The sequence below is a fragment of the Pseudarthrobacter sp. TAF60_1 genome (genome assembly GCF_052113505.1).
Lineage (GTDB): Bacteria > Actinomycetota > Actinomycetes > Actinomycetales > Micrococcaceae > Arthrobacter.
The window spans coordinates 45,969-59,772 of record NZ_JBFRDI010000001.1; the positions used below are offsets into that span (position 1 = coordinate 45,969).

General features: G+C 62.9%; 17 protein-coding genes and 1 pseudogene. 3 read left to right on the forward strand and 15 right to left on the reverse strand.

Features of this window, described 5'->3' with window-relative positions; genetic code table 11:
• The 8 genes from AB4Y73_RS00220 to AB4Y73_RS00255 all read right to left on the reverse strand — a co-directional run bounded on the left by AB4Y73_RS00220 (position 1) and on the right by AB4Y73_RS00255 (position 5,292).
• Positions 1 to 894: a tRNA pseudouridine synthase A gene (locus AB4Y73_RS00220; RefSeq protein WP_441867076.1), complete on the reverse strand. Its 894-nt coding sequence runs from the start codon at positions 892 to 894 to the stop codon at positions 1 to 3.
• Between the two features lie 32 nt (positions 895 to 926).
• On the reverse strand, positions 927 to 1,517 hold the full coding sequence (gene rplQ, locus AB4Y73_RS00225) for a 50S ribosomal protein L17 (protein ID WP_441867078.1): 591 nt from the start codon (positions 1,515 to 1,517) through the stop codon (positions 927 to 929).
• 66 nt (positions 1,518 to 1,583) lie between these two features.
• Positions 1,584 to 2,594 (reverse strand): DNA-directed RNA polymerase subunit alpha, encoded by a 1,011-nt coding sequence (locus AB4Y73_RS00230; protein WP_013601812.1) that lies wholly within the window; start codon positions 2,592 to 2,594, stop codon positions 1,584 to 1,586.
• 130 nt (positions 2,595 to 2,724) lie between these two features.
• Positions 2,725 to 3,126: a 30S ribosomal protein S11 gene (gene rpsK / locus AB4Y73_RS00235; protein ID WP_441867081.1), complete on the reverse strand. Its 402-nt coding sequence runs from the start codon at positions 3,124 to 3,126 to the stop codon at positions 2,725 to 2,727.
• Positions 3,127 to 3,178: 52 nt separating this feature from the next.
• Positions 3,179 to 3,553, reverse strand: a complete 375-nt coding sequence (rpsM, locus tag AB4Y73_RS00240; protein ID WP_028275004.1) for a 30S ribosomal protein S13 — start codon at positions 3,551 to 3,553, stop codon at positions 3,179 to 3,181.
• 178 nt (positions 3,554 to 3,731) lie between these two features.
• The gene (rpmJ, locus tag AB4Y73_RS00245; protein WP_009358722.1) at positions 3,732 to 3,845 is read right to left on the reverse strand and encodes a 50S ribosomal protein L36; all 114 of its coding nucleotides are present in this window, start codon (positions 3,843 to 3,845) and stop codon (positions 3,732 to 3,734) included.
• A gap of 60 nt (positions 3,846 to 3,905) precedes the next feature.
• Positions 3,906 to 4,127: a translation initiation factor IF-1 gene (gene infA / locus AB4Y73_RS00250; protein ID WP_009358723.1), complete on the reverse strand. Its 222-nt coding sequence runs from the start codon at positions 4,125 to 4,127 to the stop codon at positions 3,906 to 3,908.
• A 172-nt stretch (positions 4,128 to 4,299) separates the two neighbouring features.
• The gene (locus tag AB4Y73_RS00255; RefSeq protein ID WP_441867085.1) at positions 4,300 to 5,292 is read right to left on the reverse strand and encodes a P1 family peptidase; all 993 of its coding nucleotides are present in this window, start codon (positions 5,290 to 5,292) and stop codon (positions 4,300 to 4,302) included.
• A gap of 208 nt (positions 5,293 to 5,500) precedes the next feature.
• On the opposite strand from AB4Y73_RS00255, the gene AB4Y73_RS00260 reads away from it, so the two are divergent.
• The 3 genes and pseudogenes from AB4Y73_RS00260 to AB4Y73_RS00270 form a co-directional block, all read left to right on the forward strand.
• Positions 5,501 to 6,478, forward strand: coding sequence for a carbohydrate ABC transporter permease (locus tag AB4Y73_RS00260; protein ID WP_441867088.1), 978 nt, complete (start codon positions 5,501 to 5,503; stop codon positions 6,476 to 6,478).
• A complete protein-coding gene (locus AB4Y73_RS00265) occupies positions 6,475 to 7,383 on the forward strand; it encodes a carbohydrate ABC transporter permease (protein ID WP_441867091.1) in 909 nt (302 codons plus the stop codon). Before AB4Y73_RS00260 ends, AB4Y73_RS00265 begins: the two co-directional genes overlap by 4 nt.
• A 226-nt stretch (positions 7,384 to 7,609) precedes the next feature.
• Positions 7,610 to 8,653 (forward strand): annotated as a pseudogene (locus AB4Y73_RS00270) (ABC transporter substrate-binding protein); the annotation flags it as partial.
• Between the two features lie 343 nt (positions 8,654 to 8,996).
• Here the strand turns inward: AB4Y73_RS00270 and map are convergent.
• The 7 genes from map to rplR all read right to left on the reverse strand — a co-directional run bounded on the left by map (position 8,997) and on the right by rplR (position 13,802).
• Positions 8,997 to 9,824, reverse strand: a complete 828-nt coding sequence (gene map, locus AB4Y73_RS00275; RefSeq protein WP_441867094.1) for a type I methionyl aminopeptidase — start codon at positions 9,822 to 9,824, stop codon at positions 8,997 to 8,999.
• 70 nt (positions 9,825 to 9,894) lie between these two features.
• The gene (locus tag AB4Y73_RS00280) at positions 9,895 to 10,464 is read right to left on the reverse strand and encodes an adenylate kinase (RefSeq protein ID WP_441867930.1); all 570 of its coding nucleotides are present in this window, start codon (positions 10,462 to 10,464) and stop codon (positions 9,895 to 9,897) included.
• 5 nt (positions 10,465 to 10,469) lie between these two features.
• The gene (gene secY, locus AB4Y73_RS00285) at positions 10,470 to 11,780 is read right to left on the reverse strand and encodes a preprotein translocase subunit SecY (RefSeq protein WP_441867097.1); all 1,311 of its coding nucleotides are present in this window, start codon (positions 11,778 to 11,780) and stop codon (positions 10,470 to 10,472) included.
• A 217-nt stretch (positions 11,781 to 11,997) separates the two neighbouring features.
• Positions 11,998 to 12,480, reverse strand: a complete 483-nt coding sequence (gene rplO / locus AB4Y73_RS00290; protein ID WP_441867100.1) for a 50S ribosomal protein L15 — start codon at positions 12,478 to 12,480, stop codon at positions 11,998 to 12,000.
• Complete coding sequence (rpmD, locus tag AB4Y73_RS00295; RefSeq protein WP_013601818.1) at positions 12,481 to 12,687, reverse strand: 50S ribosomal protein L30; 207 nt, start codon at positions 12,685 to 12,687, stop codon at positions 12,481 to 12,483.
• Positions 12,688 to 12,690: 3 nt separating this feature from the next.
• Complete coding sequence (rpsE, locus tag AB4Y73_RS00300; protein ID WP_275212248.1) at positions 12,691 to 13,422, reverse strand: 30S ribosomal protein S5; 732 nt, start codon at positions 13,420 to 13,422, stop codon at positions 12,691 to 12,693.
• Positions 13,419 to 13,802, reverse strand: coding sequence for a 50S ribosomal protein L18 (rplR, locus tag AB4Y73_RS00305; RefSeq protein WP_441867105.1), 384 nt, complete (start codon positions 13,800 to 13,802; stop codon positions 13,419 to 13,421). The genes rpsE and rplR overlap by 4 nt, the downstream gene beginning before the upstream one ends.
• Positions 13,803 to 13,804: the final 2 nt, after the last annotated feature.

The following is a 13,804-nucleotide window of genomic DNA, read 5'->3' on the forward strand; positions in this document are numbered from 1 at the left end:
CTAGTGCTTCCGCACAGCCCGGGTCAGCTCCGCGCGGGCCAGCATCTCGTCGTCGGACGGGTAGGCCACTTCCTCGAGGACCAGCGGGTGCGGCGCGGCAAGGACTGACTTGGCGTCCCGCTTCTTCGCGAGGAGCCGGTCATGCAGCCAGCCCGGATCCTCCACGCCCTCGCCCACGAACAGCGCCGAGCCCACCAGGGAGCGGACCATGTTGTGGCAGAAGGCGTCAGCTTGAACGGTGGCCACAATAACCCCGTCCTCGCCGCGGCGGAACTCGAAGCGCTGCAGCTCGCGGATGGTGGTGGCACCTTCCCGCGGCTTGCAGTAGGACAGGAAGTTCTGCAGGCCCAACAGCTGGGACGCACCCTCATTCAGCAGATCAACGTCCAGCGGGTTCTTGTGCCAGAGAGTGAAGTAGCGTTCCAGCGGGTCCCACAGGGCAGGACCGTCGGCAACGCGGTAGCTGTAGCGGCGCCACAGGGCTGAGAACCGGGCGTCGAACCCCACCGGCGCCAGCTGCACCTGATGGACTTCAATGGCACCGGCGAGGTCGCCCAGGCCCCGACTCAGCGCGCCCCGAAGCCGGCGAAGAAGCGCGACGCCCGGATCCAGTTCGTGGCCACGCGGCAGCCGCAGCCACTCGGCTTCTGTGAGGTCCAGGTGGACCACCTGGCCGCGCGCGTGCACGCCGGCATCGGTGCGCCCTGCAACGGTGACCCGGATGGGTCGCCGGACCAGCAGCGCCAGCGCCTCCTCCAGAATTCCTTGGATGGTCCGTAGGCCAGGCTGCACCGCCCACCCATTGAAGGGGCCGCCGTCGTACGACAAATCAAGGCGGACACGCAAAAACCCGCCGCCCCCTGTAACGGGAGCCGCGGGTTTTTGGTGGTTCATAGAACTAATTCTATGCGAAGACAATCAGCGAATTACTTCGCGTCCTTCTTCTCTGCAGCGGGAGCTTCAGCTTCCTCAGCGGCCGGAGCCTCTTCGGTTGCAGCTTCCTCGGCCGGAGCCTCGGCAGCTTCGGTCTCGACAACCTCAGCCTCGGGAGCTTCAGCAGCTTCTTCAGCGGCCGGAGCGGCAGCAGCAGCTTCCTTCTTGTCGGCGTCGCGCTTGGCAGCGGAAGTAGCCTCAGCTACAACAGCCTGCTTGGCGGAAACCGGCTCGAGGACCAGCTCGATGACAGCCATGGGAGCGTTGTCGCCCTTGCGGTTGCCGATCTTGGTGATGCGGGTGTAGCCGCCGTCGCGGTTCTCCACTGCCTGTGCAATGTCGGTGAACAGCTCGTGGACAACGCCCTTGTTGCTGATCAGGCCGAGTACACGACGGCGGGAAGCGAGGTCGCCGCGCTTGGCGAAGGTCACCAGACGCTCGGCGTACGGCTTCAGGCGCTTGGCCTTGGTCACCGTGGTGGTGATCCGCTTGTGCTCGAACAGTGCTGCTGCCAGGTTCGCGAGCATGAGACGCTCGTGAGCCGGGCCGCCTCCGAGGCGCGGACCCTTAGTGGGGGTAGGCATAATTGTTTCTCCTCATATGGAAGCCGGTGGTGGGCACACCCTGGTGCCCGCCGGCCAAGATCTGTTTTAGAGTTCGTCGTCGCCGAAGGCGGCGTCGTCCTCTTCAATTGCTGCTGCGCGTGCTGCGAGGTCAAAACCGGGAGGCGAATCCTTGAGGGACAGGCCCAGTTCAACCAGCTTTGCCTTGACCTCGTCAATGGACTTCGCACCGAAGTTACGGATGTCCATCAGGTCAGCCTCGGAGCGCGCAACGAGTTCACCCACGGTGTGGATGCCCTCACGCTTGAGGCAGTTGTAGGAACGGACGGTGAGGTCCAGATCCTCGATCGGCAGTGCCATGTCTGCTGCCAGGGCAGCATCCGTCGGCGACGGGCCAATCTCGATACCTTCAGCTGCGGTGTTCAGCTCGCGTGCCAGACCGAAGAGTTCCACCAAGGTGGTACCTGCGGAAGCAACAGCATCGCGCGGGGCGATGGCCTGCTTGGTCTCGACGTCGACAATGAGCTTGTCGAAGTCGGTGCGCTGCTCAACACGGGTTGCTTCCACGCGGAAAGTAACCTTCAGCACCGGCGAGTAGATCGAGTCGACCGGAATACGGCCGATCTCGGCGTCGCCGGACTTGTTCTGAGCTGCCGACACGTAGCCGCGGCCGCGCTCGATGGTCAGTTCGAGTTCGAACTTGCCCTTCGAGTTCAGCGTGGCAATGTGCAGATCCGGGTTGTGGAATTCGACGCCGGCCGGCGGAGCGATGTCCGCGGCGGTGACGACTCCGGGGCCCTGCTTGCGCAGGTAAGCAACAACCGGCTCGTCGTGCTCGGAGGAAACCGACAGGCTCTTGATGTTCAGGATGATCTCAGTGACATCTTCCTTGACACCCGGAACCGTGGTGAACTCGTGCAGCACGCCATCGATCCGGATGCTGGTTACAGCGGCACCGGGGATGGAAGAGAGCAGGGTACGGCGGAGGGAGTTTCCGAGGGTGTAGCCGAAGCCCGGTTCCAGCGGTTCAATGATGAAACGCGAGCGGTTTTCGGAGACTACCTCTTCGGAGAGGGTGGGGCGCTGTGCAATGAGCACTTAGGTTTCCTTTCGGCGAGCATCCGCTATATGACGCAACACAGGTGGTGGAAATTCGGTCTGAAGACTTAACGCGGCTGGGCTTGCCCGGACCGCAACGGTCCGGGCAAGCTCAAACTGCTGGAAAGGCTTAGACGCGGCGGCGCTTCGGCGGACGGCAACCGTTGTGCGCTGCGGGGGTGACGTCCTGGATGGAGCCAACCTCGAGGCCAGCGGCCTGCAGCGAGCGGATTGCGGTTTCGCGTCCGGAACCCGGGCCCTTGACGAAAACGTCAACCTTGCGCATGCCGTGCTCCTGCGCACGCTTGGCAGCGGCTTCGGCAGCCATCTGGGCTGCGAACGGGGTGGACTTACGCGAGCCCTTGAAGCCAACCTCACCTGAGGAAGCCCAAGAGACAACAGCACCGTTCGGATCCGTGATGGAAACGATGGTGTTGTTAAACGTGCTCTTGATGTGCGCCTGGCCCAGCGCGATATTCTTTTTGTCCTTCTTACGCGGCTTGCGAACCGCGCCACGAGTCTTTGGGGGCATTTTTTTCTCCTACAGAAAGTTATCGGGGAAAGCCGTGTAAATCCCGGAGGATTTAACGGGCCTTCTTCTTGCCTGCGACGGTGCGCTTCGGACCCTTGCGGGTACGGGCGTTGGTCTTGGTACGCTGCCCGCGGACCGGCAGGCCCTTACGGTGGCGAATACCTTCGTAGCTGCCGATTTCAACCTTGCGGCGGATATCAGCTGCTACTTCGCGGCGAAGGTCACCCTCAACCTTGTAGTTGCCTTCGATGTAATCACGCAGCTCAACCAGCTGGGCATCGGTGAGGTCCTTAACGCGGACGTCAGCGCTGATGCCAGTGGCAGCCAGGGTTTCGTGTGCACGGGTCTTGCCCACGCCGTAGATGTAAGTAAGCGCAATTTCCAACCGCTTTTCGCGGGGAATGTCTACGCCAGCGAGACGAGCCATAGTGGCAGTACTCCTTGAATAAACCGGAGGTCGTAGGCAGTACACCCGCACGTTCTGTGCGGCCCCAGCCTCCGACCGGGGGTTAGCTGTCCGGGCTCATGCGTCCCAATTCAGCTTGTGCTGCCTTTATTTACTTGCGTGGGTTAGCAACCCAGGGTTTTCCTTCAGAAGAAGGAAATTAGCCCTGGCGCTGCTTGTGGCGCGGGTTCTCGCAGATCACCATGACCCGGCCATTACGGCGGATCACTTTGCACTTTTCGCAGATCTGCTTGACGCTCGGCTTGACCTTCATGGCATTCCTTTGCGTGTGGCAGTTGATCACTGGAGCGGCCGTGCTGAGGCCGCCCAGAATTTACTTGTAGCGGTAGACGATACGACCCCGAGTGAGGTCATACGGGCTCAGTTCCACCACTACGCGGTCCTCAGGGAGAATCCGGATGTAGTGCTGGCGCATCTTCCCTGAGATATGCGCGAGTACGATGTGCTTGTTGGTCAGCTCAACGCGAAACATCGCGTTAGGCAGCGCCTCAGTCACAACGCCTTCGATCTCAATGACCCCGTCCTTCTTGGCCATACCCTCCGCTAACTGTTGTTGCCGCGGCCCTGCCGGATTGCACCAGACATGACCACGAACGTTTTTGTTGGATCGGTTATCACCTCCGGCCCCAAACAGGGCACAGCAGGGCAGACAACCAACAAGCAACACTACCCTTTTTCCCGGCAAATGTTAAATCGAGCATAGTAACCTACTCCGCCCTGTACGCACCATATTCACCGGCGGGAGTGCTCACCGCCTCGGCGCTCCGCACGCCATCCAGAATGGCCAAACGGACGACGTCGGCTGCCGCGCTCTGCAGCGTGATGAGACTTACCTGCCGCGCCGTCTCGGTGCTTCGGTCCAGCGCCACGTCGCCGGTCGCAAGGCAAAAGACAGTGTCCCCATCGGCCAGAGTGTGGGAAGGTTTGAGCGCTCGCGCCAGGCCGGCGTGAGCAGCAGAAGCAGTCCGCTTACATTCGGCCACGTCGAGCACAGCATTCGTTGCCACGACTACCAGCGTCGTGTTCAGGGGAGGCGGACCGGCATCTGCCGAAGGGGAATCGGGAACCCGGAAGCGCGCGTCTAAGGGAAGAACGACCGAGCGCGCGGAGGGTTCGGGATTCCCCTGAGACATCACCGGCAAACCCAGGGCGTTCACGACCGCGATCGCACCAACAACAACGCCGTTTTCCAGGGTGACCGAGGCCGTGCCCACTCCACCCTTGTAGGTCCTGGCGATGACCGCGCCCGTTCCAGCGCCAACGTTGCCGCGTTCGACGGCGTGACCTTCCGGTTGTGCCGCGGCGGCCACCGTTGCCGCGTAGCCCATGTCCGCCGTCGGCCGCGCCGAAAAGTCACCCCCGCGGCCCAGATCGAAGATGGCTGCGGCGGGGACGATCGGCACTACTCCCCCGGTCACCGGGAAGCCCCTCCCGTTTTCTTCGCACCAGCGCTGCGCACCGTGGGCCGAGACGAGTCCGTAGGCGCTGCCTCCGGTGAGGACCACTGCGTCCACGGTGGACACCAGGGTGGTGGGATCGAGGGCGTCGGTCTCATGCGTGCCCGGACCCCCGCCTCGGACGTCCACCGACCCCACTGTCCCCGGCGGCGGCAGCACCACCGTCATCCCGGTCAGCCAACCGTCGTCGTTCTTCTGCACGTGCCCCACACGGATTCCCGGTACGTCGGTAATGGCTCCCATACGCTCCATTCTGCCGTGCGCCTCAACACCCTTTTTCTGCTCCCCGTGCCGGAAGCGTCAAATCCGAACGTTTCGTGAACACGCTCCGAAACCTTGGCCAACAATCCACTGCCGGGCCGAATCTGGCCCTGAGGGGTCCCGGCGATGTGATGGAGTGATCTCAAATCCTCCCAAAGCCCTGCCCCCGCAGGCCTCCCGATAGGGATCCATGACTCCACAGCTCACGGCCAAGCCCGGCAGTTCGCCGGCACCGGCGGCCACCGGCAGAGCCACGCACGGCGGCCCTGCTCCCCACAACAGGAAGCGCTGGTCGGGCCGGTCCCGCCGCGACTTCTTCGTCTTCCTCGCACTGGCACTGCCGAACCTGCTCCTCATCGCGGTGTTCACGTATCTGCCGCTGATCAACAACATCTACTACTCCACGCTGAACTGGACGCTCGGATCAGCGTCAGCGGCCGTCGTCGGACTCGAAAACTACGTCACCTTCTTCACGGGCGCCGATGCCGGCAGGGTCCTCGGCACCACGGCGGTCTTCACCGCCGCGACCGTGGGCGGCTCGATGGTGCTCGGCCTGCTGATTGCCCTGGCGCTGAACTCGAAAGTCCGCGGCACCACGTTTGCCCGGTCGGCAGTTTTCGCACCCTACGTGCTGTCCGGCGTGGGCGTGGGCCTGGTGTGGCTGTTCATCTTCGACCCCGGCTACGGTGTGCTCGCCTGGATTCTCCGGGGATTCGGCCAGCAGAGCCCGCAGTGGATCAACGATCCCCAACTCTCCCAGGTGATGGTCATCATCGTGTACGTCTGGAAGAACCTTGGCTACTGCGCCGTGGTGTTCCTCGCCGGACTGCAGTCCCTGCCGCAGGACGTGATGGAGGCGGCGTCGCTGGACGGAGCGGGCGGTTTCCGCCGCTTTGTCAGCATGTCCTTGCCACTCCTCTCCCCCACCACGTTCTTCCTGCTGATCACCACCATGCTCAGCTCGCTGCAGGCGTTCGACCTCATCCGGATCATGACGCCCCTCGGCGCCGGGACCAGCACCCTCATCTACGAGGCGTATCTGCAGGCCTTCGGCGCCTACAACCGTGCCGGCTACTCCGCCGCGATCTCCGTGGTCCTCTTTGTCATCCTGCTGGTCATCACAGTGCTGCAGCTGCGGTTCGTCGAAAAGAAGGTGCACTACTCGTGAGCGCTCCCGCCCCCACCGTCGTACCGGACGGTTCAACGCCCGACGCCGTGCCGCCCCGTGAGCGGCCGTTCTCCCGTGCCAACATGGTGCAGACAGTGATTGGCGGCTATGTGCCGCTGGCCGTCGCCGTCCTGGTGGTCTTCCTGCCTCTGCTGTGGATGGTGCTCAGCTCGTTCAAGCAGCCCGGCGAAATCGTCACGATGGATCTGCACGTGCTCCCGGCGGCACTGGACCCGGAGAACTATCGGGTTGCCATGACCACGGTGCCGTTCGGGCAGTTCTTCCTGAACAGCACCATCGTCACCGTGGTGGGTTCCGGCATCAAGGTGATCCTTGCCTTGCTGACCGCCTACGCGCTGGTGTTCGTGCGCTTCCCTTTCAAGAACCTCATCTTCATCCTGATCCTCGTGGCACTGATGGTCCCGCCCCAGGTGTCCATCCTCCCGAACTACATCCTGATCGCCGGGATGGGCGGCAAGAACACTCTGTGGGGCATCATCCTGCCCGGCCTGGGCACGGCCTTCGGCACGTTCCTGCTGCGCCAGCATTTCCTTACTCTGCCCGGCTCCATCCTTGAATCCGCCGAGATCGACGGCGCCGGCCACTGGCGGCGGCTCTGGCAGATCGTGGTGCCGGTGTCCGTTCCCTCGATCGCCACGGTTGCCCTGGTCACCGTGGTCAGCGAATGGAACGAGTACATCTGGCCGCTGATCATCACGGACAAACCCGAAAGCATGACCCTTCCCGTCGGCCTGACTCTCCTGCAGAACTCCGAGAGCAACGGTGCAGGCTGGGGAATCATGATGGCCGGCGCCGTCCTGGTGATCATCCCCATCCTCATCATCTTCGCCATGCTCCAGCGCTACATCGTCGCCGGCCTGACTCAGGGCAGCGTCACCGGCTAGCACCCGGGCGAGTGCCGCCGTCGGGCACTTCCTCCAACGGTGCCGCCGGGCACCCAGTCCGCCGCCGCCGTCGGACCCTCACACCATCCACCACCGCATCGCATTACCAAGGCACCCATCGAAAGGCAGCACCATGACGTTCACCCTTGATCGACGGTTTTTCCTCACCCTGGCCGGAGCCGGAGCAGGAGCCACCGCACTGGCAGCCTGCGGCGGCCCGTCAACCATGCCAGGCGCGGCCACCACCACCGCTGCCGACATCGACTTCACCGGCGTCAAGCCCGCAGCGTCCATCGACTTCTGGTCCAACCACCCAGGCAAATCGCAGGACGTGGAGAAGAGCATCATCGAGAAGTTCCACGCCAAGTACCCGGACATCAAGGTGAACCTGGTGACCGCCGGCGCGAACTACGAGGAAATCGCGCAGAAGTTCCAGACCGCCCAGGCTGCCAAGTCCGGCCTGCCATCGCTGGTGGTCCTCTCCGACGTCTGGTGGTTCCGCTACTACCTGAACGAGAGCATCATCCCCATCGACTCGCTGGTCAAGCAGCTGGACATCAAGCTGGCTGACTTCCGCACCTCGCTGGTGGACGACTACAAGTACGCCGGCAAGCAGTGGGCACTCCCCTACGGCCGCTCCACCCCGCTGTTCTACTACAACAAGGACCACTTCGCCGCCGCAGGTCTACCCGACCGCGCACCCGCCACGTGGCAGGAGTTCGCCGGCTGGGCCCCCAAGCTCAAGGCAGCTTCCGGCGCGCAGTACGCCTTTATGCACCCCGCGCTGGCCGGTTACGCCGGCTGGACCCTGCAGAACAACCTCTGGGGCGAAGGCGGCAGCTGGTCCAAGGGCTGGGACATCACCTGCGATTCAGCCGAGTCCGTTGCTGCGTTGCAGGCCGCGCAGGACTCCGTGTACAAGGACGGCTGGGCCGGCGTCTCCTCCAAGGAATCGGCCGACGACTTCGCCGCGGGCCTGGCATCGGCCACCCTGTCGTCCACCGGATCCTTGATCGGCATTCTGAAGTCCGCCAAGTTCAACGTGGGCGTCGGCTTCCTGCCGGGTGGCTCCAAGGAAAAGACCGGGGTATGCCCCACCGGCGGCGCCGGCCTCGGCATCCCCAGCGGTGTGACCAAGGAGGAGCAGCTGGCGGCAGCGATGTTCCTGCAGTTCATGACCGAGCCGGAGAACACCGCCGCATTCTCGGCCGCCACCGGTTACATGCCGACGCGGACCTCCGCTGATATGACCGCGGTGCTGGCCAAGACCCCGCAGATCAAGATCGCCCTGGACCAGCTGGCCGTCACCAAGGTCCAGGACAACGCCCGCGCGTTCCTGCCCGGCGCAGACCAGGAGATGGCCAAGGCTGCCGCCAAGATCCTCACGCAGGAGGGCGACGTGAAGGCCACCATGACCGAGCTGAAGGCAACGCTCGAGGGAATCTACACCAAGGACGTCAAGCCCAGGCTCAAGGCCTGACGCTTCGCTCCAACCGTGCGGCCGCGGTGGGCACCTCACTGTCGCGGCCCCGGGGCCCAACTGGGTCGCAGTTAATGTCGTTTTGAACGCTCATAACGACATCTACTGCGACCCAGTTGGGTTAAGGGATGGATTAAGGGATCGGGACGGGGACGACGCCGAGCGGCACCAGGTGCTCCGCGCCGCCGTCGGGCGCTGAAAGAACCCAGATTCCCCTGTCGTGGACTGCCACGGAATGTTCCCACTGGCAGGAGCGCTGGCCGTCTGTGGTGACCACGGTCCAGTCGTCAGCCAGGACTGCTGTGTCGATGCTGCCGCGGACCAGCATGGGCTCGATGGCGAGGCACAGGCCGGCCTTGACCTTGGGTCCGCGGTGGTTGGTCCGGTAGTTCAGGACGTCCGGCGCCATGTGCATCTCGGAGCCGATGCCGTGGCCCACGTAGTCTTCCAGGATGCCCAGCGGCTTGCCCGGGACGGAGGACACATAGTCGTCGATCGCCGCTCCGACGTCGCCGACGTGGCCCCTCTTGGCCAGCGCCGCGATGCCGTGCCACATGGCAGCCTGCGTGACGTCGGACAGGCGCTGGTCTTCGGGATCGGCTTTGCCAACAATCACGGTCCGGGCGGAATCGGAATGCCAGCCATCAACAATCGCGCCGCCGTCGATCGAGATGATGTCGCCGTCGTTGAGGACCTTGCTGCCGGGGATCCCGTGGACAACTTCCTCATTCACGGACGTGCACACCGTGGCCGGAAAGCCGTGGTAACCCAAGAAGTTGGACTTGGCGCCGGCCTGGTTCAGCACCGCGGCAAAGACGTCGTCCAGGTGCTTGGTGGTGACGCCGGGCACGGCCGCGGCGACGGCGGCGTCCAGTGCGCGGCTCAGGACCAGGCCGGCCTCGTGCATGGTGCGCATCTGGGCATTGGTCTTGTATTCGATACGGGGCTGGCCGAAAGCCATGGTGTGTCCTCTCAATGGCTGAGGCTCCTCCCGGATTCCGGGAGGAGCCTCGAATAACTTGCTGCCTGGGTCAGGCGGCCTGGGCCGTCTTGATGGCTTCCATGACGCGGTCGGTGACCTCGTCGATGCCGCCGATGCCGTCAACCTTGGTCAGGATGCCGCGCTCGGCATACTTGGCCACAACTGCCTCGGTCTGCTCGTGGTAAAGGTCCAGACGGTGACGGATAACGGCTTCGTTGTCGTCGCTCCGGCCGGTTTCCTTGGCACGGCCCAGGAGGCGGGCCACGAGTTCCTCATCGTCGGCAGTGAGCTGCAGGACGACGTCGAGCTTCTCTTCGCTGGTGGCGAGGATTTCGTCGAGGTAGTCCACCTGCGCGGTGGTGCGCGGGTAGCCGTCCAGGAGGAAGCCGTTTTCGACGTCGGACTCGTTGAGGCGGTCGCGGACCATTTTGTTGGTCACGCTGTCCGGAACGAAGTCGCCGGCGTCCATGTACTTCTTGGCCTCGATGCCAAGGGGCGTTTCGCCCTTTACATTGGCGCGGAAGATATCGCCGGTGGAGATCGCCACAACACCGAGGCGCTCCGAGATACGTTCCGCTTGGGTTCCTTTACCGGAGCCGGGCGGCCCAATAATCAACATTTTTGTCATCGCAATAGCCCTTCGTAGTGACGTTGCTGTAGTTGCGCATCTATTTGCTTGACGGTTTCAAGGCCAACGCCCACCATGATCAGGATCGAGGTGCCACCGAACGGGAAGTTCTGGTTCGCGTTGATCAGTACCAGTGCAATCAGCGGAATCAGCGCCACGAAGCCCAGGTAAAAGGCCCCGGGGAGCGTGATCCTTGAAAGCACATACTGCAGGTAGTCCGCGGTCGGTTTACCGGCACGGATACCCGGGATGAAACCGCCGTACTTCTTCATATTGTCGGAGACCTCTTCAGGGTTGAAGGTGATCGCGACGTAGAAGTAGGTGAAGAACACGATCATGGCGAAGTACAGCGCCATATAGATCGGGTGGTCTCCTCGTGTGAGGTTGTTGTTGATCCACTCAACCCACGGCTGAAGCTGCTCGCCGGCCTTGGGCTGGTTGAACTGTGAAATCAGCCCCGGCAGGTAAAGCATGGAGGAAGCGAAGATCACGGGGATCACGCCTGCCATGTTCACCTTGATGGGGATGTAGGTGCTGGTACCACCCACTGTGCGGCGTCCGATCATGCGCTTGGCATACTGCACCGGAACGCGGCGCTGGGATTGCTCCACAAACACCACCAGGGCAACTGTCACCAGACCGATAGCCAGCACCAGGAAGAAGGTCCCCGGTCCCTGCGAGGTCCAGATGGCACCAAGCGAAGTGGGGAACTGCGCAGCGATGGAGGTGAAGATGAGCAGCGACATACCGTTGCCCACACCCTTTTCGGTGACAAGCTCGCCCATCCACATGATGAGCCCGGTGCCGGCGGTGAGGGTGATGATAATCAGGATCGTGGTGATGATGCTGCTATCAGGAATGATCGGCAGCGCACAGCCCGGTAGCAGCTGGCCTGAACGCGCCAGCGACACCAGCGTCGTTGCGTTCAGCAGGCCAAGGGCAATGGTGAGGTATCGGGTGTACTGGGTGAGCTTGGACTGCCCGGAGGCGCCCTCCTCGTACAGCTCCTGGAAACGGGGAATGACCACCCGGAGCAACTGCACAATGATGCTGGCCGTAATGTACGGCATGATGCCCAGCGCGAAGATGGACACCTGAAGCAAGGCACCACCGCTGAACAGGTTGACGAGCTGGTAGAGCCCGCCTGACGTCTGACCGTTGTGCAAGCATTGCTGGACATTCTGGTAGTTCACACCAGGCGAGGGAATGAAGGCACCCAAGCGGAAGATTGTGATGATTCCCAGCGTGAACAACAACTTGCGTCGCAGATCAGGCGTGCGAAAGGCCCGGCCAAATGCGCTAAGCAAGCGTCCTCCTGTGTTGTAAATGGGGTGGTGTGATGGGTGTCAATAATCCCAACAACCGAGTCTAACGGGTGGATCGGCCATGCGAATAATCCGCTAGGCCAATCGCGCGACGGACGGCGGGAATTATTCGGCGGGCGGATGCGAAAAAACTCCCGGCGTACAGGGCCCTGGGGTCCTGCACGCCGGGAGTTTCACAACGGGCTACTGCCCACCGTCTCTAGAGAGCGGTGGTGCTTCCGCCGGCTGCAGCAATCTTTTCCGCGGCGCTGGCCGAGAATGCGTGGGCGGTGACGTCAACCTTGACGGTGATGTCGCCGGTGCCCAGCACCTTGACGGGCTGGTTCTTGCGAACGGCACCCTTTTCGACCAGGTTCTCCACGGTGACAGCGCCACCTTCGGGGAACAGTTCGTTGAGCTTGTCCAGGTTTACAACCTGGAACTCAACGCGGAACGGGTTCTTGAAGCCGCGCAGCTTCGGCAGGCGCATGTGCAGCGGCAACTGGCCGCCGGCAAAGCCAGCCTTGATCTGGTAGCGGGCCTTCGTACCCTTGGTACCGCGACCAGCGGTCTTACCCTTGGAACCTTCACCACGACCAACGCGGGTCTTGGCGGTCTTGGCACCCGGGGCGGGACGCAGGTGGTGGACCTTCAGAGCGTTCTGCTTCTCAGCTACCTCTGCGGCGGTCTTTTTCTCTGCCATTTACTTCGCCTCCTCTACCTTTACCAGGTGCGGAACCGTGTTGAGCATTCCAACGGTCACGGCGTCGGCGGTGCGGACAACGGTGTGTCCGATCCGCTTCAGGCCGAGGGACCGAAGGGTGTCGCGCTGGTTCTGCTTGCCGCCAATGGCGGACTTGATCTGAGTGATCTCCAACTGGGAGTCGGAGGGAATCAGGTTCTTAGCCATGACTTAGACACCCGCCTTCTGGTTCAGGATTGCCTTCACCATTGCCGGCGGAGCAACCTCGTCGAGAGGCAGGCCGCGGCGTGCTGCCACTGCTGCCGGCTCTTCGAGGCGCTTCAGGGCATCAACGGTCGCGTGAACGATGTTGATGGCGTTGGCGGAACCGAGCGACTTGGAGAGGATGTCGTGGATGCCCACGCACTCCAGTACTGCACGGACCGGGCCACCGGCGATAACACCGGTACCGGCGGAGGCCGGACGCAGCATTACGACGCCTGCGGCAGCCTCACCCTGAACGCGGTGCGGGATGGTGTTGCCGATGCGGGGAACGCGGAAGAAGGACTTCTTAGCCTCTTCAACGCCCTTCGCGATTGCGGCAGGAACTTCCTTAGCCTTGCCGTAGCCAACGCCGACCATACCGTTACCGTCACCAACGACGACCAGAGCGGTGAAGCTAAAGCGACGACCACCCTTGACCACCTTGGAAACGCGGTTGATGGTGACAACGCGTTCGATGAACTGGCTCTTCTCAGCTTCACGGCCGCCGTCGCGGCCGCCACGGCCACCACGGTCGCCGCGGCCCTGGCCACGGTCTCCACGCTCGCCACGACGAGCGCCACCACGGCGGTCATCAGCAGCGGCCGCGGGAGCAGTGGTCTCAGTGGCCGGAGCAGCTACGGCTTCAGTCGCCTTCTGATCTGCAGACACAGTGTCCTTTTCCTTGTTTGCTTCCGTCACAGTGACAGCCCACCTTCACGTGCGCCGTCAGCGACAGCAGCAATCCGGCCGTGGTACTTGTTACCACCGCGGTCGAAGACAACTGCTTCGATACCGGCAGCCTTCGCACGCTCGGCTACGAGTTCGCCAACGCGCTTGGCCTTGGCGGTCTTGTCGCCTTCGAATGCACGAAGATCGGCTTCCAGGGTGGAGGCGCTTGCTACGGTCAGGCCCTTGGTGTCATCGACAACCTGGACGAATACGTGGCGTGCGGAACGGTTGACGACCAGACGAGGACGTACAGGCGTACCGGAGATGCGCTTGCGGATACGAAGCTGGCGGCGGCTGCGCGAAGCAGACTTGCTCTTGTTAGTACGCTTCTTGTTAATTGAGATGGCCATGG

What these genes read in the sequence shown, in the direction of transcription:
- AB4Y73_RS00220 (WP_441867076.1), bottom strand. Translation starts at nt 894, where the DNA reads ATGAACCACCAAAAACCCGCGGCTCCCGTTACAGGGGGCGGCGGGTTT.
- rplQ (WP_441867078.1), bottom strand. Translation starts at nt 1,517, where the DNA reads ATGCCTACCCCCACTAAGGGTCCGCGCCTCGGAGGCGGCCCGGCTCAC.
- rpsK (WP_441867081.1), bottom strand. Translation starts at nt 3,126, where the DNA reads ATGCCCCCAAAGACTCGTGGCGCGGTTCGCAAGCCGCGTAAGAAGGAC.
- rpsM (WP_028275004.1), bottom strand. Translation starts at nt 3,553, where the DNA reads ATGGCTCGTCTCGCTGGCGTAGACATTCCCCGCGAAAAGCGGTTGGAA.
- rpmJ (WP_009358722.1), bottom strand. Translation starts at nt 3,845, where the DNA reads ATGAAGGTCAAGCCGAGCGTCAAGCAGATCTGCGAAAAGTGCAAAGTG.
- infA (WP_009358723.1), bottom strand. Translation starts at nt 4,127, where the DNA reads ATGGCCAAGAAGGACGGGGTCATTGAGATCGAAGGCGTTGTGACTGAG.
- AB4Y73_RS00255 (WP_441867085.1), bottom strand. Translation starts at nt 5,292, where the DNA reads ATGGGAGCCATTACCGACGTACCGGGAATCCGTGTGGGGCACGTGCAG.
- AB4Y73_RS00260 (WP_441867088.1), top strand. Translation starts at nt 5,501, where the DNA reads ATGACTCCACAGCTCACGGCCAAGCCCGGCAGTTCGCCGGCACCGGCG.
- map (WP_441867094.1), bottom strand. Translation starts at nt 9,824, where the DNA reads ATGGCTTTCGGCCAGCCCCGTATCGAATACAAGACCAATGCCCAGATG.
- AB4Y73_RS00280 (WP_441867930.1), bottom strand. Translation starts at nt 10,464, where the DNA reads ATGTTGATTATTGGGCCGCCCGGCTCCGGTAAAGGAACCCAAGCGGAA.
- rplO (WP_441867100.1), bottom strand. Translation starts at nt 12,480, where the DNA reads ATGGCAGAGAAAAAGACCGCCGCAGAGGTAGCTGAGAAGCAGAACGCT.
- rpmD (WP_013601818.1), bottom strand. Translation starts at nt 12,687, where the DNA reads ATGGCTAAGAACCTGATTCCCTCCGACTCCCAGTTGGAGATCACTCAG.
- rplR (WP_441867105.1), bottom strand. Translation starts at nt 13,802, where the DNA reads ATGGCCATCTCAATTAACAAGAAGCGTACTAACAAGAGCAAGTCTGCT.